Annotated in this window: 20 protein-coding genes; 10 read left to right on the top strand and 10 right to left on the bottom strand. The window is 52.6% G+C overall.

Going from position 1 to position 19658, the window contains the following annotated elements:
* Positions 1 to 55: 55 nt before the first annotated feature.
* Positions 56 to 694 (bottom strand): outer membrane protein OmpW, encoded by a 639-nt coding sequence (gene ompW, locus GJ746_RS10745; RefSeq protein ID WP_154680183.1) that lies wholly within the window; start codon positions 692 to 694, stop codon positions 56 to 58.
* Positions 695 to 1005: 311 nt separating this feature from the next.
* Between ompW and GJ746_RS10740 the strand changes: the two genes are divergently transcribed.
* From GJ746_RS10740 to yciA, 4 genes are all read left to right on the top strand, one after another.
* Positions 1006 to 1749, top strand: coding sequence for a YciC family protein (locus GJ746_RS10740; RefSeq protein WP_154680182.1), 744 nt, complete (start codon positions 1006 to 1008; stop codon positions 1747 to 1749).
* A gap of 51 nt (positions 1750 to 1800) precedes the next feature.
* Positions 1801 to 2340: a septation protein A gene (locus tag GJ746_RS10735; protein ID WP_154680181.1), complete on the top strand. Its 540-nt coding sequence runs from the start codon at positions 1801 to 1803 to the stop codon at positions 2338 to 2340.
* A gap of 235 nt (positions 2341 to 2575) precedes the next feature.
* Positions 2576 to 4756: a TonB-dependent siderophore receptor gene (locus tag GJ746_RS10730; protein WP_154680180.1), complete on the top strand. Its 2181-nt coding sequence runs from the start codon at positions 2576 to 2578 to the stop codon at positions 4754 to 4756.
* A 100-nt stretch (positions 4757 to 4856) separates the two neighbouring features.
* Positions 4857 to 5255 (top strand): acyl-CoA thioester hydrolase YciA, encoded by a 399-nt coding sequence (yciA, locus tag GJ746_RS10725; RefSeq protein ID WP_154680179.1) that lies wholly within the window; start codon positions 4857 to 4859, stop codon positions 5253 to 5255.
* A 32-nt stretch (positions 5256 to 5287) separates the two neighbouring features.
* Here yciA and GJ746_RS10720 read toward each other — a convergent pair whose 3' ends face one another.
* A complete protein-coding gene (locus GJ746_RS10720) occupies positions 5288 to 5824 on the bottom strand; it encodes a YniB family protein (RefSeq protein ID WP_154680178.1) in 537 nt (178 codons plus the stop codon).
* Positions 5825 to 5954: 130 nt separating this feature from the next.
* On the opposite strand from GJ746_RS10720, the gene hxpB reads away from it, so the two are divergent.
* The 4 genes from hxpB (at position 5955) to GJ746_RS10700 (ending at position 9742) form a co-directional block, all read left to right on the top strand.
* Positions 5955 to 6623, top strand: a complete 669-nt coding sequence (hxpB, locus tag GJ746_RS10715; protein WP_154680177.1) for a hexitol phosphatase HxpB — start codon at positions 5955 to 5957, stop codon at positions 6621 to 6623.
* Positions 6624 to 6772: 149 nt separating this feature from the next.
* Positions 6773 to 7534, top strand: coding sequence for a 2-dehydro-3-deoxy-D-gluconate 5-dehydrogenase KduD (gene kduD / locus GJ746_RS10710; protein WP_154680176.1), 762 nt, complete (start codon positions 6773 to 6775; stop codon positions 7532 to 7534).
* A 91-nt stretch (positions 7535 to 7625) separates the two neighbouring features.
* The gene (locus tag GJ746_RS10705) at positions 7626 to 8216 is read left to right on the top strand and encodes a metal-dependent hydrolase (protein WP_154680175.1); all 591 of its coding nucleotides are present in this window, start codon (positions 7626 to 7628) and stop codon (positions 8214 to 8216) included.
* Positions 8217 to 8350: 134 nt separating this feature from the next.
* Positions 8351 to 9742: an L-cystine transporter gene (locus GJ746_RS10700; protein ID WP_154680174.1), complete on the top strand. Its 1392-nt coding sequence runs from the start codon at positions 8351 to 8353 to the stop codon at positions 9740 to 9742.
* Between the two features lie 73 nt (positions 9743 to 9815).
* Here GJ746_RS10700 and cedA read toward each other — a convergent pair whose 3' ends face one another.
* Positions 9816 to 10055, bottom strand: a complete 240-nt coding sequence (cedA, locus tag GJ746_RS10695; protein ID WP_264766565.1) for a cell division activator CedA — start codon at positions 10053 to 10055, stop codon at positions 9816 to 9818.
* A 196-nt stretch (positions 10056 to 10251) separates the two neighbouring features.
* Between cedA and katE the strand changes: the two genes are divergently transcribed.
* The gene (gene katE, locus GJ746_RS10690; RefSeq protein ID WP_154680172.1) at positions 10252 to 12510 is read left to right on the top strand and encodes a catalase HPII; all 2259 of its coding nucleotides are present in this window, start codon (positions 10252 to 10254) and stop codon (positions 12508 to 12510) included.
* Positions 12511 to 12546: 36 nt separating this feature from the next.
* On the opposite strand, the gene chbG is transcribed toward katE, so the two are convergent.
* The 7 genes from chbG to osmE form a co-directional block, all read right to left on the bottom strand.
* Positions 12547 to 13305 carry a chitin disaccharide deacetylase gene (gene chbG, locus GJ746_RS10685; RefSeq protein WP_154680171.1) on the bottom strand — a complete coding sequence of 253 codons (759 nt, stop codon included), beginning with the start codon at positions 13303 to 13305 and terminating at the stop codon, positions 12547 to 12549.
* A gap of 12 nt (positions 13306 to 13317) precedes the next feature.
* On the bottom strand, positions 13318 to 14664 hold the full coding sequence (locus tag GJ746_RS10680; RefSeq protein WP_154680170.1) for a 6-phospho-beta-glucosidase: 1347 nt from the start codon (positions 14662 to 14664) through the stop codon (positions 13318 to 13320).
* Between the two features lie 135 nt (positions 14665 to 14799).
* Complete coding sequence (chbR, locus tag GJ746_RS10675) at positions 14800 to 15639, bottom strand: transcriptional regulator ChbR (protein WP_264766559.1); 840 nt, start codon at positions 15637 to 15639, stop codon at positions 14800 to 14802.
* Positions 15640 to 15651: 12 nt separating this feature from the next.
* Entirely contained in the window at positions 15652 to 15999 is a 348-nt protein-coding gene (gene chbA, locus GJ746_RS10670) for a PTS N,N'-diacetylchitobiose transporter subunit IIA (RefSeq protein ID WP_154680168.1), read from the bottom strand.
* 54 nt (positions 16000 to 16053) lie between these two features.
* Positions 16054 to 17412 carry a PTS N,N'-diacetylchitobiose transporter subunit IIC gene (gene chbC / locus GJ746_RS10665; RefSeq protein WP_154680167.1) on the bottom strand — a complete coding sequence of 453 codons (1359 nt, stop codon included), beginning with the start codon at positions 17410 to 17412 and terminating at the stop codon, positions 16054 to 16056.
* A 167-nt stretch (positions 17413 to 17579) separates the two neighbouring features.
* Positions 17580 to 17900 carry a PTS sugar transporter subunit IIB gene (locus GJ746_RS10660; RefSeq protein WP_154680166.1) on the bottom strand — a complete coding sequence of 107 codons (321 nt, stop codon included), beginning with the start codon at positions 17898 to 17900 and terminating at the stop codon, positions 17580 to 17582.
* A gap of 284 nt (positions 17901 to 18184) precedes the next feature.
* Positions 18185 to 18523 carry an osmotically-inducible lipoprotein OsmE gene (osmE, locus tag GJ746_RS10655; protein WP_154680165.1) on the bottom strand — a complete coding sequence of 113 codons (339 nt, stop codon included), beginning with the start codon at positions 18521 to 18523 and terminating at the stop codon, positions 18185 to 18187.
* Positions 18524 to 18753: 230 nt separating this feature from the next.
* Between osmE and nadE the strand changes: the two genes are divergently transcribed.
* Positions 18754 to 19581, top strand: coding sequence for an ammonia-dependent NAD(+) synthetase (gene nadE / locus GJ746_RS10650; protein WP_154680164.1), 828 nt, complete (start codon positions 18754 to 18756; stop codon positions 19579 to 19581).
* Positions 19582 to 19658: the final 77 nt, after the last annotated feature.

The following is a 19658-nucleotide window of genomic DNA, read 5'->3' as shown; positions in this document are numbered from 1 at the left end:
CTGACGACAGGCAGAAAAATAAAGCTGGTCATAACGACCAGCTTTAGCAAATAGTTTAGAAACGGTATCCCGCAGAGAACATAAACACCCACGGATCCAGACGGATATCGTCGTGCTGCTTAACGCCGCCCAGCTTGTAGTCCGCTTTAGTATCGATATCCATGTACCATACCGACATGTTAATCAGCCAGTCACGGTTAATCAGATAGTCCAGCCCCACCTGCCCTGCTGCGCCCCAGGAATCTTTCAGGCTCAGATCGGAGATGCCCGTTCTCTTACCCGTATCGTTCACGCTTTCGTCAAAGAAGGTGGTGTAGTTGACACCTACGCCAACGTAAGGACGCAGTTTGCTACTGGAATCACCAAAGTACCACTGTGCCATTAAGGTCGGCGGTAAGTGGTGAACGGTAGCAATATTGCCGGTTGTTGCCGTTCCCACTTTATGACGGAACGGCGTGGCTGCCAGCAGCTCTACGCCGATATTATCCGTTGCCATATAGGTGAACGTCAGGCCCAGTTGCGTATTGTTGCTAACGTTAAAGCCGCCAAGACTGCCTAATGTGCCGCCAGCCCCTTCGGTCGGTCTGACCGTTGCCGAGCCCGCGCGAAGGAAAAACTCACCGGCTTCGTGCGCCCAGACGCTACCACCGGAAAGACTACTCAGAATAACAACCGCCGCTGCTAACTTTTTCATACCCACTTCCTCATTATGGTTATTCAGCGCAAGAATATACCTACAATAAAGTATGTTTGAACCAACATAGATCACATTAAGTCGGTAAATTTAACATTTATTGATCCAGATTAATTTTTACTTTCCTAATACAATCAGTGATAAACGTATCAAATCAATTTCATCGTTTTGGTTACTGAAGCAGGACTGCGCTGATTTCCTCTTCTATTTACAAAGATATACTTTGCGCACAGGAGCAGAGACTGCTACCCCGCCGCGATTTGCGGTACAATCGCCGGCTAGTTAACACCTGCAATACTCAAGGAGAATGCATGTCTATCACGGCAAAGTCCGTCTACCGTGACACCGGAAACTTTTTCCGCAATCAGTTCGTTACTATCCTGCTGATTGCGCTGTTATGCGCGTTCATTACGGTAGTACTTGGCCATGCCTTTTCACCCAGTGAAGAGCAGCTGTCGATATTGAGTCAGGGCGATAGCCTGGGGGGAAACGGCGGCCTGTTTGAGCTGGTTCAGAGCATGACGCCGGATCAACAACAGATCCTGCTGCGTGCATCCGCCGCCTCTACCTTCTCCGGTCTCGTGGGTAACGCCATTCTTGCTGGCGGCGTTCTGCTGATGATTCAGATGATCTCCGCAGGTCAGAGAGTCAGCGCGCTGCGCGCGATTGGCGCTTCCGCGCCGGTGCTGCCAAAGCTGCTGCTGCTGATCCTGTTGACCACGTTTGTCGTCCAGCTGGGGATGATGCTGGTGGTGGTGCCGGGCGTCCTGCTGGCTATCGTGCTCTCTTTTGCGCCGGTGATGCTGGTGCAGGATAAAATCGGCATCTTCAACGCCATGCGTAGCAGTATGCGTTTGGCCTGGGCCAACGTACGGCTGGTAGCCCCGGCGATTATCGGCTGGCTGCTGGCAAAAACTCTGCTGCTGCTGTTTGCATCCAGCTTCGCTGTGCTTACGCCAAACGTCGGGGCAGTGGTAATAAATACCCTCAGCAATCTGATCTCTGCATTATTGCTGATCTATTTATTCCGCTTGTATATGCTTATTCGCCATTAATTTAATCCGGGCCGGGCTCACCCCGGCCACCCTGAACGACGGAACCGATGTATGAAGCAGTTTCTGGATTTTTTACCGCTGGTAGTCTTCTTCGTATTCTACAAGCTTTATGATATCTACGCCGCGACAACGGCGTTAATCATCGCCACCGCCATCGTGCTGATTTACAGCTGGGTGCGCTATCGCAAAGTCGAGAAAATGGCGCTGATTACCTTTGTTCTGGTCGCCGTTTTCGGCGGGCTGACCATCTTCTTCCATAACGACGAGTTTATTAAGTGGAAGGTCACGGTAATTTACGTTCTGTTTGCCAGCGCGCTGCTGTTTAGCCAGTGGGTAATGAAGAAGCCGCTGATCCAGAGCATGTTGGGTAAAGAGCTGACGCTGCCGCAGCAGGTGTGGTCGCGGCTGAATCTGGCCTGGGCGGTGTTTTTCATCCTCTGCGGACTGGCGAATATCTATATCGCTTTCTGGTTGCCGCAGAATATCTGGGTCAACTTCAAGGTCTTCGGTCTGACGGCCCTGACGCTGGTGTTCACCCTGCTGAGCGGCGTTTACATTTATCGCCATATGCCGCAGGACGACAATCACTAAACTGCTATTCCTCCGGCACGCAGCTCTGCGTGCCGTTTTTTCGATCGTACACCCACTTTTATGCTTTCAGCGTCTGGCCAAAGCCCGCCGGATTCTCCAGAATATCTACTTAATACCGGAAGGTTGCGGCAATTGTGAGGATTTTATGGAGATTAACGGCACATTATTGTAATGATAATCGTTATCATTGATATTCTCGATCTCAATTCATCCCGTTTTGATATGGATATTTATAATGAGACCGCAGAAACAACACCTAGCCACTCCCCTTGCTCTCGCCATCGCAGGCTTATTTAGTCCGGGTGGTTTCGCCGAAGAAGTGGAGCAGGATACCGAAACGATGGTGATCCTGGGAACCGCCGAAGAAGCGCTGAAGCAGCAGCCGGGCGTCTCAATCATCACCGCGGAAGATATCGCTAAAGATCCTCCGGTTAACGATCTCTCAGAAATAATTCGTAAGATGCCCGGCGTAAACCTGACCGGCAACAGCGCCAGCGGCAGTCGGGGCAACAATCGTCAAATCGATATTCGCGGTATGGGGCCGGAAAACACGCTAATTCTTATTGATGGCGTCCCCGTCACCTCCCGCAACTCGGTACGCTATAGCTGGCGCGGCGAACGTGATACTCGCGGCGACAGCAACTGGGTGCCGCCAGAAATGGTTGAACGTATTGAAGTTCTGCGCGGCCCCGCCGCCGCACGCTACGGCTCTGGCGCCGCGGGCGGCGTTGTCAATATTATCACGAAACGCCCCACCAACGACTGGCACGGCTCGCTCTCGCTCTATACTAATCAGCCGGAAAATAATAAAGAAGGCTCCACGAACCGGGCTAACTTCAACCTCAATGGACCGCTGGCGGGGGATGCCCTGACCATGCGGCTGTACGGCAACATCAATAAAACTGAACCCGATGCCTGGGATATTAACCACGCGCAAAATGATTCTTATGCCGCAGGCCGCGAAGGTGTGCGCAACAAAGATATTAACGCCCTGCTTTCATGGAAAGTAACGCCCCAGCAGATTGTTGATTTCAGCTATGCCTATAGCCGCCAGGGCAACATCTATGCCGGAGATACGCAGTACAGCAACGGCAACGTCAGCCCAAATGGCCTGGTCGATTCTCTGTATGGCCATGAGACTAACCGCATGTACCGTCAGACCTGGGGCCTGACCTATAACGGGATCTGGGACTGGGGGCAGTCGAAAGCCGGCGTCTACTACGAGAAAACTAACAACACCCGCCTGCAGGAAGGAACGACCGGACGCGTAGAGGGGATGATTAACAGCGATGTCTATGATACCAGCCGTCTGGAGTCGTGGCGCTCAACCGGCGAGCTGAATATTCCATTCACCTGGCTTGCAGAACAGACCCTGACCCTGGGTATGGAGTGGAATCGCGACGATCTAAACGATCCGGCATCGATGCAGGCCACCAGCGCGACGGAAGCGATTCCCGGCACTTCCGGCAACCCTGCGGAGCGCAGCACAAAAAATAGCGCCACCCTGACCGGTATTTATCTCGAAGATAATATTGAAGCCGTACCGGGCACGAACATTATTCCCGGTCTGCGCTTCGACTATCATAACGATTTTGGTAGCAACTGGAGCCCAAGCCTGAACCTGTCGCAGGATCTGGGTGATATGTTTAAGGTCAAGGCGGGCATTGCCCGGGTGTTTAAAGCGCCAAACCTGTATCAGTCCAGCGAAGGGTATTTGTTATCCACCCGCGGTAACGGCTGCCCGAACAGTATCGCCAACGGCAGCTGCTATCTTCTCGGTAATCCGGATCTTGACCCTGAAATCAGCATTAACAAAGAGATCGGCCTTGAGTTTAATCTGAACGGCTATAACGCCGGGATCACCTGGTTTCGCAACGATTATAAAAATAAAATCGTCTCCGGTACCGAGGTACTGGGTAATACCGCCAGCGGCGCAAATATTCTCCAGTGGCAGAACGGCGGCAAAGCGGTGGTTGAAGGTCTCGAGGGTACCCTGCTGGTTCCGGTGATTGCAGATACGCTCAGCTGGCGAACCAATGCCACTTATATGATCACATCGGAAAACAAAGAGACTGGCAACCCGCTGTCCGTTATTCCGAAATATACCATCAACAGCATGCTCGACTGGCAGGTTACCAGCAAGCTTTCAGCCAACGTCAACTGGACTCTGTACGGTCGACAGAAACCACGCGAATATGCGGAAACACGCAACGAGACGGGAGTACTGGCGACCAATGAAGTCGGCGCCTATTCCGTGGTTGGCATTGGCGGCAACTATCAGCTGATGAAAGATCTGCGCCTGAACGCCGGGATCGGCAACCTTTTCGATAAGCGGATTTATCGAGAAAACGCCGGGGCTTCGACCTATAACGAACCAGGACGAGCTTATTACGCGGGCGTGACCCTCTCCTTCTGAACCCTCACGCCCGCGCAGGCGGGCGTCTTCCCCTATTTTCTCGACGCCGTTTTCATAGTAGCATCGCGCCCGATCATCTTTGACTAGTCCCGAGTATAGAATGACAACAACAGATCTCGCGCCGAAGGGCGAATTGGTTTTACGCACCCTGGCGATGCCGGCGGACACGAATGCTAACGGCGATATTTTTGGCGGCTGGCTGATGTCGCAGATGGATATCGGCGGAGCGATTATGGCCAAAGAAGTTGCCCATGGCCGCGTGGTGACCGTACGCGTTGACGGCATGACCTTTTTACGCCCGGTGGCGGTCGGCGATGTGGTGTGCTGCTACGCCGACTGCGTAAAGCGCGGCAACACCTCAATTACCATCAATATGGAAGTATGGGTAAAGAAAGTATCGTCTGAGCCCATCGGTCAGCGCTACAAGGCAACCGAAGCGCTGTTTATCTACGTGGCGGTGGATAATCAGGGTAAACCGCGGGCGCTGCCGGCACTGTAGTTCAGACGGCCCGGCGCTCCCGGGCCGATCGTTTACAGAAAACCGAGCAAGGAAAAGAAGAAGTAGCCCAGCACAATAATAATGACCGGCAGTACGTATAGCGGGAAATATTGCACCAGGATAGTATGACGCGGCACCACAACGCGTTCGGATATTTGCTCACGCGTTAGCCCATCCGCCCCTTTGGCCTGCTCCAGAATCAGCTGATCCTCGACGCCTTCGCGCAGAAATTTCGCCTGACGTCCCATTCGCGCCCCGGACGCCTGGAGCGCCATGCCGACGAACACCAGAATATAGATAATCCAGAAGCCGATATTCATACCGTGCTTAAAGTCCGGCAGCGGCGAGTTGTACCAGAAGAAATTCAGGAACGGCGTATTAAAGCGCATCATCTCGATCATCACGTGGGCAAAATCCATCATCACCGCGTCGATGCCTGGTTTTTTCTCACTGTGCTCGTACATAAACTTCAGCACGGAAATCAGCGTCGAGATAACTGCCGGGATAAAGACTACCCACCCCAAAATACGTTTAAGTACTGCAATGCGTCCAGCTTGTTGATACGTCATGGGTTCCCCTTGTTAAGACGCCTGATTCATTCTAAGTCTACCTTCGTCAGCGAATTTCGCCCAATAATGCGCGGTATGATATACCATGAGTGCCGATTCGTTATCTACTTACGCTACAGGAGAGGGACTTATGTCAGCCAGGCGCCAGATTCACGCCGCGATTTTTGATATGGATGGATTACTGATTGATTCCGAACCGCTATGGGATAAGGCAGAGCTGGAGGTGATTGCAAGCCTTGGGGTAGACACCAGCCGCCGCGATGAAATGCCCGATATTCTGGGGCTGCGCATCGATTTAGTCGTCGACCTGTGGTTTGCCCAGCAGCCGTGGCAAGGCCCGGATCGCGCCGAAGTCACCGCCCGGATTATCAACCGCGCCATTCAGCTGGTTGAAGAGGCGCGTCCCCTCCTGCCAGGCGCTCGTGAAGCGGTAGCGATGTGTAAAGCCCGGGGGCTGAAAATCGGCCTGGCGTCGGCGTCGCCGCTGCGAATGCTGGAAAAAGTCCTCGCCATGTTTGAACTACGCGATCAGTTTGACGCTCTCGCCTCTGCCGAAATGCTGCCGTTCAGCAAACCGCATCCGCAGGTTTATCTCGACTGTGCGGCTAAACTCGGCGTCAACCCGATGAACTGCGTAGCGCTGGAAGACTCCGTTAACGGCATGATTGCCAGCAAAGCGGCGCGAATGCGTTCTATCGTCGTCCCTCAAGCAGAAAATAGCCATGACCCGCGCTTTGTACTGGCCGACGTGAAGCTCGCGACGCTGGAATCCCTGACCCTGAGCGACCTGACTGGCTAAAGCCGCCGGTGATGATGGGAAAGTATTCTTATCCCATCATCAATAAAAATAAAACAACGTTTCATTTTTATTTGTTTTTTCCTCGTTCGCCCTCTATGCTTATCTCTGCGGCGTTATTTGACGCATGAAATCAACCAACAGAGGTGCATATGGTACTGAACGCCTTTGACCTTACGGGCAAGGTCGCTATCGTAACGGGTTGTGATACCGGGCTGGGCCAGGGAATGACTTTAGGCCTTGCGCAGGCGGGTTGCGATATTGTCGGCGTTAACCGCCGGATCCCCCATGATACGGCAGAAAAGGTTCAGGCTCTGGGCCGACGCTTTACCGCCATTCAGGCCGACCTGAGCCGTCAGGATGAGATTGATAGCATTGTGACCCAGGTCGTTGCTGCCATGGGCCGGGTCGACATCCTGGTCAACAATGCCGGAACCATCCGTCGCGCCGACGCGCTCGATTTTTCAGAAAAAGATTGGGACGACGTTCTCAATCTGAATCTGAAATCGGTATTCTTTCTCTCACAAGCGGTTGCCAGGCAGTTTATTAAGCAGGGCGACGGCGGAAAAATCGTTAACATTGCCTCAATGCTCTCCTTTCAGGGCGGTATCCGGGTGCCGTCATACACCGCGTCAAAAAGCGGCGTGTTAGGCATCACCCGCCTGCTGGCCAACGAATGGGCGGGGCATCGCATTAACGTCAACGCTATCGCACCGGGATATATGGCCACCAATAACACCCGGCAGCTGCGCGACGACGCCGAACGAAGCAAAGAGATTCTCGACCGTATTCCGGCCGGGCGCTGGGGGGTTCCTGAAGATTTGCAAGGCCCGGTGGTGTTTCTGGCTTCCGCTGCGGCGGATTACATTAGCGGCTATACCCTGGCGGTAGATGGCGGCTGGCTGGCCCGCTGACGGGTTTGTGACAAAGAGTTACACCGTCACCTCTTCCGCACACTGTATAAAAACCCTATACTGTATGAATTGACAGTTTAGGGTGTTTATCATGACGGCGGAAGGCCACCTCCTCTTCTCTATCGCCTGTGCGGTATTTGCGAAAAATGCAGAATTAACGCCCGTTCTGGCCCAGGGCGACTGGTGGCATATTGTTCCTTCCGCCATCCTGACCTGTCTGCTTCCGGATATCGATCACCCAAAGTCATTTCTTGGCCAGCGATTAAGCTGGATATCCAAACCAATTGCGCGCGCCTTCGGCCATCGCGGCTTCACCCACAGCCTGCTGGTGGTCTTCGGCGCGGTGGCAATCTTCTCGTTGAAAGTCCCGGAAAGCTGGATAGTCCCGGCCGATGCGGTTCAGGGCCTGGTGCTTGGATACCTCAGCCATATTCTCGCCGATATGCTGACTCCGGCCGGCGTGCCTCTGCTCTGGCCCTGCCGCTGGCGTTTTCGTCTGCCCCTCCTCGCGCCGCGCAAAGGCAATCAGCTGGAGCGCGCGCTGTGTATGGCGCTGTTCATCTATGCCGTGTGGATGCCGCAAAACGTTGCTGAAAACAGCGCCGTTCGCTGGTCATCCGACATGATTAACTCCCTGCAAACCACCTTTAATCGCTTTATTAGTCACCAGACTGGACGATAAACCAGCGAATTATTCAATTAGTTATAATCAATTCCATTTGAATATAAGTAACGAATTACGCCTTCTGCTACCCTTGCCGTTATAAGAGTTGGTTATTGACCAACCCGGTTATAAAAGATATCAGGAGAACGGGGATGAACTTTCCATTAATAGCGAACGTTGTTGTGTTCGCGGTTTTACTGTTGGCGTTGGCGCAAACCCGCCATAAGCAGTGGAGCCTCGCAAAAAAAGTGCTGGTCGGTCTGGTTATTGGCGTTATTTTCGGCCTGGCGCTGCAGCTTATCTATGGCTCCGACAGCCAGGTGCTGAAGGATTCTATCCAGTGGTTCAATATTGTCGGTAACGGTTATGTCCAGCTACTGCAGATGATTGTCATGCCGCTGGTTTTCGCCTCTATTCTGAGCGCGGTGGCACGCCTGCACAATGCTTCGCAGTTGGGCAAAATTAGCTTCCTCAGTATCGGTACCCTGCTGTTCACCACGCTGATTGCGGCTCTGGTGGGGGTGCTGGTGACCAATATGTTTGGCCTGACTGCCGAAGGTCTGGTTCAGGGCAACGCGGAAACTGCCCGCCTTAACGCCATTCAGAGCAATTATGCTGGTAAAGTCGCAGACCTGAGCGTCCCACAGCTGATCCTCTCTTTCGTGCCGAAAAATCCGTTTGCCGATCTGACCGGCGCGAACCCGACGTCGATTATCAGCGTGGTGATCTTCGCGGCCTTCCTCGGCGTCGCGGCGCTGAAGCTGCTGAAAGATGATGTCGCCAAAGGCCAGCGCGTTCTCTCCGCCATCGATACGCTGCAAAGCTGGGTGATGAAGCTGGTACGTCTGGTGATGCAGTTAACTCCTTACGGGGTGCTGGCGCTGATGACCAAGGTGGTTGCAGGCTCTAACCTGCAGGACATTATCAAACTTGGTAGCTTTGTTATCGCTTCCTATATTGGTCTGGGCATCATGTTCGTGGTGCACGGTCTGCTGCTGGCGGTCAACGGAGTGAGCCCGCTGAAGTACTTCCGCAAAGTGTGGCCGGTGCTGACTTTCGCCTTTACCAGCCGCTCCAGCGCGGCGTCAATTCCGCTGAATGTGGAAGCACAAACCCGTCGTCTGGGCGTACCGGAATCCATTGCCAGCTTCTCCGCATCGTTCGGCGCCACCATCGGGCAAAACGGCTGCGCGGGCCTTTACCCGGCGATGCTGGCGGTGATGGTTGCTCCGACCGTTGGTATCAACCCGCTCGACCCGCTGTGGATTGCAACGCTGGTGGGCATCGTTACCGTCAGCTCCGCCGGCGTGGCGGGCGTGGGCGGCGGCGCGACCTTTGCCGCCCTGATCGTCCTGCCAGCAATGGGGCTGCCGGTCACGCTGGTAGCGCTGTTAATTTCGGTTGAGCCGCTGATCGACATGGGGCGTACTGCGCTGAACGTTAGCGGTTCGATGACCGCCGGTACCCTGACCAGCCAGTGGCTGCGTCAGACCGACAAAACCATTCTCGATAGTGAAGAAGACGCGGAGCTGGCGCACCGCTAAGCAGCTAAATTCTTTGCGCCGTTAAAGACAAAAAACCGCTGATTATTCAGCGGTTTTTTATTTCCCTGCGCCATCAGGCGTCGATTTCGCCTTCCTGCCTCATTTGCGTCGCCCAGCGCTGCGCCGCTTCCGGTACGTTAAACGGCGGGGAACGGCGGAAATGTTCATCCATCAGCACAAAGGCAACGTATTTACCGCGCAGAACCCAGACATCGCGAAAACCATCCATTTTGACGGCGTGTTCCGGCGGCGCAGGCTCCACTCGCGGCACGTAGCTAATGATTTGACGATTTTGTTGGCGAAGTGGTTTCATCACAAATAAATTCACTAAACAAAGCGGGAAACAGAAACCCTTATCATAGCCGAAATAGCCCCCTTCCGTCGCCCCCTGCTTGCCCCTCCACACGGGTAAAAATCCTGGAAAAAAAAGTTATTAGAATATTGTTCTACAATTAGAAGGGTTTTGGTTTAGCAACGACCATTTTCTGTAATGAAAGCAGGAGCGAGCAATGTCAGATAAACACCATAAACCACTCACCCATCAGTCACCGGTACACGACGAGCGACAAGCAAAACCAGGTCTGGGTGATCTGGCCCCCGCAGATCAGAACTGGAAACCGACACCTCAGCCAACCGCCCCAGGTGAAGAACCTACCTCGCCGGGCAGCATGAAAGCCCCGGATACGGATAGCGAAAAGCTTGATGCTCTTGCGAAATACCGCAAAGGCGGGGAGGATTCTGCGCTCACAACCAATCAGGGCGTTCGCATTTCTGACGATCAGAACTCGCTGCGAGCGGGTAAACGCGGGCCAACGCTGCTGGAAGATTTTATCCTGCGCGAGAAAATAACGCACTTTGACCATGAGCGCATTCCGGAGAGGATCGTTCATGCCCGTGGCTCCGCCGCGCATGGATATTTCCAGGCATATAGCGATTTAAGCGACATCACCAAAGCGGATTTTCTCACCGACCCGAAGAAAAAAACGCCGGTATTTGTCCGTTTCTCAACGGTTCAGGGCGGCGCTGGCTCCGCCGATACGGTGCGCGATATCCGCGGCTTTGCCACCAAGTTTTACACCGATGAGGGAATTTTTGACCTCGTCGGCAACAACACGCCAATCTTTTTTATTCAGGATGCGATCAAATTCCCTGATTTCGTCCACGCGGTGAAACCTGAACCGCACTGGGCAGTTCCGCAGGGGCAAAGCGCGCACGACACTTTCTGGGACTATATTTCCCTACAGCCGGAAACGCTGCATAACGTCATGTGGGCAATGTCCGACCGCGGCCTGCCCCGCAGCTATCGTACGATGGAAGGTTTCGGCATCCACACCTTTCGCCTGATCAACGCCGAAGGTAAAGCCACCTTCGTACGTTTCCACTGGAAGCCGGTCGCTGGCAAGGCGTCTCTGGTTTGGGACGAGTCACAAAAGCTGACCGGCCGCGATCCCGATTTCCATCGTCGTGATTTATGGGAAGCTATTGAAGCCGGAGATTATCCTGAGTACGAGCTGGGATTACAGCTGATACCGGAGGAAGATGAGTTCGCCTTTGATTTCGATATACTGGATCCCACCAAGCTTATCCCGGAAGCGCTGGTTCCGGTTCAGCGGGTCGGTAAAATGGTCCTCAATCGCAACCCGGACAATTTCTTCGCCGAAAACGAACAGGCGGCATTTCATCCCGGCCATATCGTCCCGGGGATAGATTTCAGCAACGACCCGCTGCTGCAGGGCCGGTTATTCTCCTACACCGATACGCAGATTAGCCGCCTCGGCGGGCCTAATTTCCATGAGATCCCAATCAATAAACCCACCTGTCCATATCATAATTTCCAGCGAGACGGCATGCACCGGATGGATATTGATACCAATCCGGCCAACTATGAGCCGAACTCCATTAATAATAACTGGCCGCGGGAAACGCCGCCGGCAGCCAAAGGCGGCGGCTTTGAGTCTTATGCCGAACGGGTGGATGGTGAAAAAATTCGCCAGCGCAGCCCCTCATTTGGCGAGTATTACTCTCACCCCCTGCTGTTCTGGCGCAGCCAGACGCCTATTGAGCAGCAGCATATTATCGACGGTTTTAGTTTCGAACTGAGTAAAGTCGTCAGGGAGTGGATCCGTGAACGAGTCGTGGATCAGCTGGCGCATATCGATCTGCAGCTTGCTCAGGCCGTGGGTAAGAATCTTGGCATTGAGCTTACCAAAGAGCAGCGCAACATCACGCCGCCGCCGGACGTCAACGGCCTGAAAAAGGATCCTACGCTGAGCCTGTATGCCCTGCCCAGCGGTGATGTTAAAGGCCGGGTGGTCGCGGTACTGCTCAACGATCGTCCAGTGGCGAAAGAGCTGCTGGCGTTGCTGAAGGCGCTTAAGGCACACGGCGTTCATGCCAAACTGCTTTACTCCCGTATGGGTGAGGTGAAGGCCGACGATGGTACGGCCCTGCCGATTGCCGGAACCTTTGCCGGTTCGCCATCATTAACCGTAGATGCGGTCATCATTCCCGGTGGCGACCTGCAAAGCCAGAGCAACAACGGTGATTTCCATTATTACCTGCTGGAAGCCTACAAACATCTGAAGCCGATTCTGCTGGCAGGCGATGCCCGCCAGTGTAAAACCCAGCTTCAGGTTGCCAGCAAAGGTGAAGAAGGCATTGTCGAGACGGATGCGGTAAATAGCAAATCAATGGATGAACTGATTACCCTGATGGCAGCGCATCGGGTGTGGTCAAGGAGCGCCAAAATCGCGGCGATTCCGGCGTAAAAAAAACCCGGCAGCAATGCCGGGCTTTTCTGACTGTCACACATCGCGATAGGTTCCGAGCCGGTAGCCTCGCTCGGCTATCGCATATTTTAACGACTCAGAGGTGAGCACATCCAGTTCGGTCAGACGCGGATAGCAATAGGCGCTGCCCATAATCGTGTTATCTACGAACGCCGGATGGCACATGACCTCCAGCGATTTTTCTTCGCGCTGGATCGAGGCATCGAGCGTTTGCAGGAACAGCACTTCTGAAACCGCTTCACCGTAAAACTCGCTGGTAAAGCCTTCGCTGCTGCGCGCGGCATCCTGTGCCAGACCTGAAAGCGTCGCCAGGTGGCGGTCGATACGCAGCGCCACGCCCTTCTCGCGGGCAAACGCCGCCACGATGGGATATATCTGCGCAATCATATGCACATGGTGATGGCTGTCGATATGCGTCGGTTCATGGCCAAACAGCTCAATAAACCGCTGATACTGACACTCCAGCTCGTGCGCGATTTCGTCCAGCGGCAGGCTATCCTCTTCCGCCATCTGCCAAATCCACTTACCAAGACGCCCTTCGCGGGTTAAACCCGGCATCGCCGATAGCGGCTCGCCCAGGGTGAGGACAAAGTGCATCCCCACCGCCAGCTCGGGCGCGCAGCGGCTCAGCTGTGCGGCGTGGTTAATCGCCGCACCGTTGACCAGCGCCGTCGTAGAGGTAACCAGACCATTTTTGCAAGCTTCGATAATGCCGTAGTTTTGCCCCTTACTGAGGCCATAATCATCGGCATTGACGATTAACACGCGTTCCATGAGCCGCTCCCGTTACTGTTTCAGTTTTTCGATAGTCGCCGCAAAGTTTGGCAGCCACTGCTCGTGCGCGAGGATCATCTCACGCGCCAGCTTTTCGGCATCGCGATCGGAGTGGATCAGCGGGCTCAGGTTAAGCGCCAGCAGAACATCATCCAGTTCACCGCTGATTGCCGCTTCGCTGGCCGCGACTTCAAAGCCTTTGATGGTATAAATCAGCCCCAGCACTTTCTCATCGAAATGAGTGATACGCGGCGTTGGTTTCGCGCCATCGCGGCCAAGCGTACAGGTCATCTCTACCGCCCAGTCGGCTGGGATATTATCGACGTGGCCATGGTGCGGCACGTTAACGTAATGTTCAGCCTGCTTATCATTATAAATAGCGTTAATCACTTCACAGGCCGCATCGGAGTAATACGCCCCGCCGCGCTGCTCGAGCTCTTTAGGTTTAACGTTGAGATCCGGATCCTTGTACAGCTCAAATAGCTGTTTCTCCACCTTCTGCACCACCTGCGCGCGCGCGCCGCCTTTATAGTACTCGCCCATTTCAATCGCCAGCATCTCTTTTGGCTTGAAGTAGTAGAGCAGATAGGAACATGGGATCAGTCGTAGCGAACGAATCAGGCCTTCGCTGAACGGCAGGTCGAAGATATTTTTCACCGAGTTGGCAGTTAAACGGCCTGACGCTACGCCATCAAGCAGCTCGTCAAAGCGTGAAACGCCGTTAACCAGCACATCACGAACAAATACCAGGTGATTCAGACCAAAAAGATCGATATTCAGCTCATCGCTCGGGCTCAGCTTCAGCACGTCGGTGATAAACATCTTCATACCAATCGGAATATTGCACACGCCGATAAAGCGTTTGAAGCCGGTATGACGATAAACCGCTTCGGTTACCATCCCCGCCGGGTTGGTAAAGTTGATAACCCAGGCGTTCGGGCAGACTTCCTGGACATCTTTTACGATGTCAAAAATAACCGGAATGGTACGCAGACCTTTAAACAGGCCGCCTGCGCCGTTGGTTTCCTGGCCCAAATAGCCGTAGCTCAGCGGAATACGTTCATCTTTCTCGCGCGCTTTAAGCTGGCCGACGCGCAGCTGGGTGGTGACAAAGTCAGCCCCTTCCAGCGCCGTGCGGCGATCGAGGGTTTTGTAGACTTTCATCGGGACGCCGGCTTTTTCTACCATTCGTTCGCACAGGGCGTGGATAATATCGAGCTTTTCTTGCCCTTCCGCGACGTCCACCAGCCACAGTTCACCGATCGGCAGTTCATGATAACGCTTCAGGAATCCTTCAAGTAATTCCGGGGTATAGCTGCTGCCGCCGCCGATAGTCACTACCTTCAATTTCTGGCTCATCTTTTTCTCCCTTGCGGATAGCGCATATGCGACACCCGCTCTCCGTGTAAATACGGACAGTTAATTTGAATATTTATACCCGTCATGCAACTCGAATTATTTAGGGTATAGACCGCGCGGAATACCCGCGCTCGGTTAATTAATACTGGTGAGGTGTTTCCGGTAGCTACTGGGGGTAAATGAAGTCAGCTTCTTGAATGTTTTAATAAACAGACTTGGGCTGCTGTACCCCGACTCATAGGCAATATCGGTCACCGAGTAGTTGGTTATTTCTAACTGTTTCTTGGCAAAATTGATGCGAATATCGTTAATCATCTGCATCGGCGTCTTGGCATAATAACGCTGAGTCGCACGGGTTAAGTATTCCTGACTTTTCCCGGAAAGCTCTACCATATTTTCCAGAGCCCCCTCGCCAAACTTTAGTTTATCATGCATACCTTCAACGGTATTTTTCAGCCACTGTGGAATAACATCTTCAACGGGCTCTTCACGATAGTGACGCAAACGATTCAGAATGTAGAAAGAAACCAGTTCGATAAATTCGTCAAATTCAGTTTCACGAAAATTCAGTGATGCAATAACCGACTCAATATAACTGAGAAAAGTACTTTTAACGCCATAGACCTGAGAGGCGACCAGCCCAAACGGCAGCAGCGGCAAATAGTGCTTCTCAAAGAAGCTCTTGCTGATGCCAACGTTAAGAATGCGCGTCGCGCCAAATTCATAAAAACTCTGGTGATGCGACCCCATTGGGATGAAGACAAAATCCCCGCGCTCCAGCAGCACCCGCTTACCGTTGATAATCTGATAATAGCGGCCGGTTAAAACGATGGTGTATTCGTAGTAATCATGCTGGTGAAGCCCGCTTACGCTCTCCGTTTTGTTATAGATGACCACGTGAAAATTCTTGCCGTTAAAGAGTTGTTGCTCCTGGGCGGTACTGATCTCAGTGGTCATCATTTTTGGCTGCCTCATCGCGTCGATGACCTATTGTACCTTCTCGTGCAGCTCGATCAATTCGGCAACCAGCTCACGGGCCAGCATTGAGGTCATCAGATGATCTTGCGCATGTACCAGCACCAGACTCACCTTCATTTTTCCTTCTCCCTCATCGCTTTCAATCAGCTGAGTCTGCACGAGATGCGCTTCGCTCAGAGCCATCCGCGATTGTTCCATCATGGCTTTAGCCGCCTCAAAATCGCCCTGCTTGGCCTGCTTCAGCGCGGCATAAGCCAGGCTGCGCGCTTGTCCGGAGTTGATAATCAGCCCCATCACCACCTCTTCGAGGTCGTTTACCGCGGTTTCTTCTGCTGAGATGTTATCCAGATCAAACATAATGTCTCCCTTATTTTTTCAGACGGTACGGGAAACCTCCCGTACCGCGCAATATTAGAATTTCAGTGCGTTAGCAATATCTTCTTCGCTCTCTTCCTGCTCAATGACGCCCTGCGCTTTGTTGGATATCACCACAAACGGCAGGTAGACCAGCGTTGCTACAGCAAGGTTGAACAGGGCCAGCAGCAGAGCAGCTACGCTACCGTTGGTGTTAAAGAAGGCCCCTAAACCGGTAGGCATGGTCCACGGCGCGATGTTGGTAATCGGCGGAATGATGCCCAGGGTATATGCCGTCATGGTGATGGCCGCCAGCAGAGGCTGAATCAGGATGAACGGAATAAACATCACCGGGTTCATAATAATCGGCAGACCGAACAGGATTGGCTCGTTAATCTGGAAGATGCCTGACGGCAGCGCCAGCTTAGCGACCTGACGATGGTCTTCGCGACGTGAAGCGATAAAGATAGCGATGATCAAGCCCAGAGTCGCACCGGTACCGCCGAGGAAGATGTAGGAATCAAGCATCGGCTTGGCCCACATATGGAAGCTCTTACCTGCGGCCAGCGCGGCTTCGACAGAACCGTACTGCTGATAGGTGGCGATGTTTTCCAGCGCCCATGGCGTCATGATCCCGCTATCCAGCGCCGACAGCGCCAGCGAACCGTGTACGCCGAAGAACCACAGCAGCGAGGTGAAAATCACGTACGCCCAGCCTACGACAGCGCCCATTGAAGCCAGCGGCGTGGAGATGGTGTCCATGATGATCTGGTGGAAGTTAGTCCCCCAATGGGTCAGCGCCCAGGAGATAATCCCCATAATAGAGAGGATAATAAAGGCTGGAATAACCGCCGAGAATGAACGAGAAACCGAAGCCGGTACGCTGGACGGCAGCGTAATCACCCAATTGCGATGCACGATAAAAGTAAACATCTCCGCGACGACCAGACCGATCACGATACCAGAGATAATATTCGCGCCGCCTAACCAATTAGCGCCAACGGCATAAGCTTCACCAACGCTATAAGGCGTAACGGTCATGAATGCCGCCACGGCCAGTAAACCTGCGGCCATCGGGTCCACTTTTCGCTCTTCCGCTAATGCCGCACCTATAAAGAAAGGCGCCATTAGCGACATAATGCCGAGCGTACCGTTATAAACGTTACCGCCGATAGCTTTAAAACCGTTCAGGGTTTCAATGGTTGAGGCATCCAGGCGAATACCCATTGAATAAAAGAATGAGCCGTCGCCAAAGCTGAGAAATACGTTGTTAATTAAAACAAACATAGCCCCGGCTAGCGTCAATGGCATTAACTTAATAAAACCATTTTTAATTGCATTGACGTGAGGCTGCCTTCCTATTTTTACTGCGAACGGAAGGAGTACCTTTTCAAGCGAATCAATCACTTTACTCATAATAAATACCCTTTAAGGCCGCAATATAATTATTGCGGCAATGATGGATGAAATTACTCTTTGACGGGAAAATAAACTCTGAGTATTTCGGACAGCGAGCAGTAAAAATACACCCTCACGAGATTTCAACCACTGCTATCCGAAATATGTCGAGTTTTAAAATAAAATTATTGTGCAGCAGCTTTCTTAATGGCCGCAACGGCCGCTTTCAGAACACCTAAACCATCGATTTTGCCGTACAGAACGGAATCAATAACTTCTACTGGTTTGTTGGGCAGTAAACGCTGAATATCCGGCAGCATGTAGGAAATCTGCGGGCCTAATAATACGACATCAGCATCAGGGCCCTTCTCCGCGGCTAAGGTCTCGGGAAATGCTTCAATAATAACCGGCACCTCATATTTTTCGGCCTGGGCGCGCATCTTAGATACCAGCAGTGATGTAGACATCCCGGCAGAACAGAACAGGTAGATATGTTTCTTTTCCATGAACGCTTCCTCAATTTGTGTGACCTGGTCCCCTCGGTATCGTCGCTACCGGAGAGGAGGTAAGACCTGTATCTTTAAATTAGTATTGTTTATGCATTGAGTATACGGCATCGTCCCGGGCGTGGATAATTCCTCCTTGATAAGAATTGTCTCTCATTGACCTCGCGTTTTGACTGCCTTCACATTTCCCTCAAATAATTCGCGCAATTAAATAAGCATGATAAATCATAAAAAAGCCCGACCAGTGGTCGGGCTTACGTAGAAATCAGCGTTACGACGGGATGTTACTTACTATTGCGCGGGTCAGTGTCATACTCTGCGCAGGTCTGATAACCAGAATTCATAACGTGGCCGGTATCATCCAGCGCGACAAAATAGGTCTCAATTTTACCATCGCGTTGACCCAAGATGTAGGTCTGGCAGGTACCGCGAGCGTGGATCATGGTAACTTCTGATGAAGGTTTACCGGCAATTTGCGCCACCTGAGCTCGGGTCATCCCTTTTTTAACGTCTTTCACCACCGGCTGCGTGAACTGATCTTTGGTACGGTCGTAAGCCGTACAGCCTGCCAGCATAGTCAATACTGCTGCTGCACCCAGAAATCCTGCAAAATGCTTGTTCATATTCCATCCTCTTTTTTTTGGTGTGTTAATAAGCCTGGAATAAATATCGTTATTTTTCAAGCCGAAGGTAGAAATGCCGCAAAATTAAGACCTTTCCAATAATAAAGCCTATGTCATTGAGACAGCGCGCTTTTGCACCACTCAAAACTGTGATCCTTGTCGTTTTAGCGTCAAAGAGGTAGGTTAAACCCTTGCCGATTGCCAAACTGATTCACTTCCCGGAGGGCGCGATGACGCTACAACAAGAGATTATTCAGGCGCTGGGCGCAAAACCCCAGATCGATGTCGAAGGTGAAATACGCCGCAGCGTAGATTTTCTGAAGTCCTATCTGCAAAGATATCCTTTTATTAAGTCACTGGTCCTCGGCATCAGCGGCGGTCAGGATTCGACGCTCACCGGTAAATTGTGTCAGCTGGCGATCAACGAGCTACGCGCCGAAACCGGTGACAGTAGCCTACAGTTTATTGCCGTTCGTCTCCCGTACGGCGTACAGGCGGACGAGCAGGACTGCCAGGACGCAATAGCGTTTATCCAGCCGGATCGCGTATTAACGGTCAATATTAAGAGTGCCGTACTGGCCAGCGAACAGGCGCTGCGCGAAGCCGGAATTGAGCTTAGCGACTTCGTTCGCGGTAATGAAAAAGCCCGTGAACGCATGAAGGCGCAGTACAGCATTGCTGGCATGACCCATGGCGTCGTAGTGGGTACCGATCACGCGGCGGAAGCGATTACCGGATTTTTCACCAAATACGGTGATGGCGGTACGGATATTAATCCTATTTTCCGCCTCAATAAACGTCAGGGTAAACAGCTGCTGGCGCATTTAGGCTGCCCGGAACACCTGTATAAAAAACTGCCGACCGCCGACCTTGAAGACGATCGCCCCTCCCTGCCTGACGAAGTCGCGCTGGGAGTGACCTATGAAAATATTGATGACTACTTAGAAGGCAAAACGCTGGACGAGAAAACCGCCAAAACCATTGAAGGCTGGTATCTGAAAACTGAACACAAACGCCGACCTCCAATTACCGTCTTCGACGACTTCTGGAAAAAATAATCCTCTTCCTGCGCGCACCCCGACTCACATCGGGGTGTTTTTTTATCCTTTTCGCTATGTCATTCGATTGCTATACT

Source organism: Klebsiella oxytoca (assembly GCF_009707385.1).
Classification (GTDB): Bacteria; Pseudomonadota; Gammaproteobacteria; order Enterobacterales; family Enterobacteriaceae; genus Klebsiella; species Klebsiella oxytoca_C.
This window is presented reverse-complemented; position numbering and strand designations above follow the sequence as displayed.

Bases quoted from the DNA above. Each gene is read 5' to 3' on its own strand.
- hxpB (WP_154680177.1), top strand. From the start codon at position 5,955: ATGTCAGCCAGGCGCCAGATTCACGCCGCGATTTTTGATATGGATGGA.
- nadE (WP_154680164.1), top strand. From the start codon at position 18,754: ATGACGCTACAACAAGAGATTATTCAGGCGCTGGGCGCAAAACCCCAG.
- chbR (WP_264766559.1), bottom strand. From the start codon at position 15,639: ATGAGGCAGCCAAAAATGATGACCACTGAGATCAGTACCGCCCAGGAG.
- ompW (WP_154680183.1), bottom strand. From the start codon at position 694: ATGAAAAAGTTAGCAGCGGCGGTTGTTATTCTGAGTAGTCTTTCCGGT.
- GJ746_RS10720 (WP_154680178.1), bottom strand. From the start codon at position 5,824: ATGACGTATCAACAAGCTGGACGCATTGCAGTACTTAAACGTATTTTG.
- GJ746_RS10735 (WP_154680181.1), top strand. From the start codon at position 1,801: ATGAAGCAGTTTCTGGATTTTTTACCGCTGGTAGTCTTCTTCGTATTC.
- GJ746_RS10680 (WP_154680170.1), bottom strand. From the start codon at position 14,664: ATGAGCCAGAAATTGAAGGTAGTGACTATCGGCGGCGGCAGCAGCTAT.
- GJ746_RS10660 (WP_154680166.1), bottom strand. From the start codon at position 17,900: ATGGAAAAGAAACATATCTACCTGTTCTGTTCTGCCGGGATGTCTACA.
- GJ746_RS10730 (WP_154680180.1), top strand. From the start codon at position 2,576: ATGAGACCGCAGAAACAACACCTAGCCACTCCCCTTGCTCTCGCCATC.
- osmE (WP_154680165.1), bottom strand. From the start codon at position 18,523: ATGAACAAGCATTTTGCAGGATTTCTGGGTGCAGCAGCAGTATTGACT.
- cedA (WP_264766565.1), bottom strand. From the start codon at position 10,055: ATGAAACCACTTCGCCAACAAAATCGTCAAATCATTAGCTACGTGCCG.
- GJ746_RS10740 (WP_154680182.1), top strand. From the start codon at position 1,006: ATGTCTATCACGGCAAAGTCCGTCTACCGTGACACCGGAAACTTTTTC.
- GJ746_RS10705 (WP_154680175.1), top strand. From the start codon at position 7,626: ATGACGGCGGAAGGCCACCTCCTCTTCTCTATCGCCTGTGCGGTATTT.
- GJ746_RS10700 (WP_154680174.1), top strand. From the start codon at position 8,351: ATGAACTTTCCATTAATAGCGAACGTTGTTGTGTTCGCGGTTTTACTG.
- katE (WP_154680172.1), top strand. From the start codon at position 10,252: ATGTCAGATAAACACCATAAACCACTCACCCATCAGTCACCGGTACAC.
- kduD (WP_154680176.1), top strand. From the start codon at position 6,773: ATGGTACTGAACGCCTTTGACCTTACGGGCAAGGTCGCTATCGTAACG.
- chbG (WP_154680171.1), bottom strand. From the start codon at position 13,305: ATGGAACGCGTGTTAATCGTCAATGCCGATGATTATGGCCTCAGTAAG.
- chbA (WP_154680168.1), bottom strand. From the start codon at position 15,999: ATGTTTGATCTGGATAACATCTCAGCAGAAGAAACCGCGGTAAACGAC.
- chbC (WP_154680167.1), bottom strand. From the start codon at position 17,412: ATGAGTAAAGTGATTGATTCGCTTGAAAAGGTACTCCTTCCGTTCGCA.
- yciA (WP_154680179.1), top strand. From the start codon at position 4,857: ATGACAACAACAGATCTCGCGCCGAAGGGCGAATTGGTTTTACGCACC.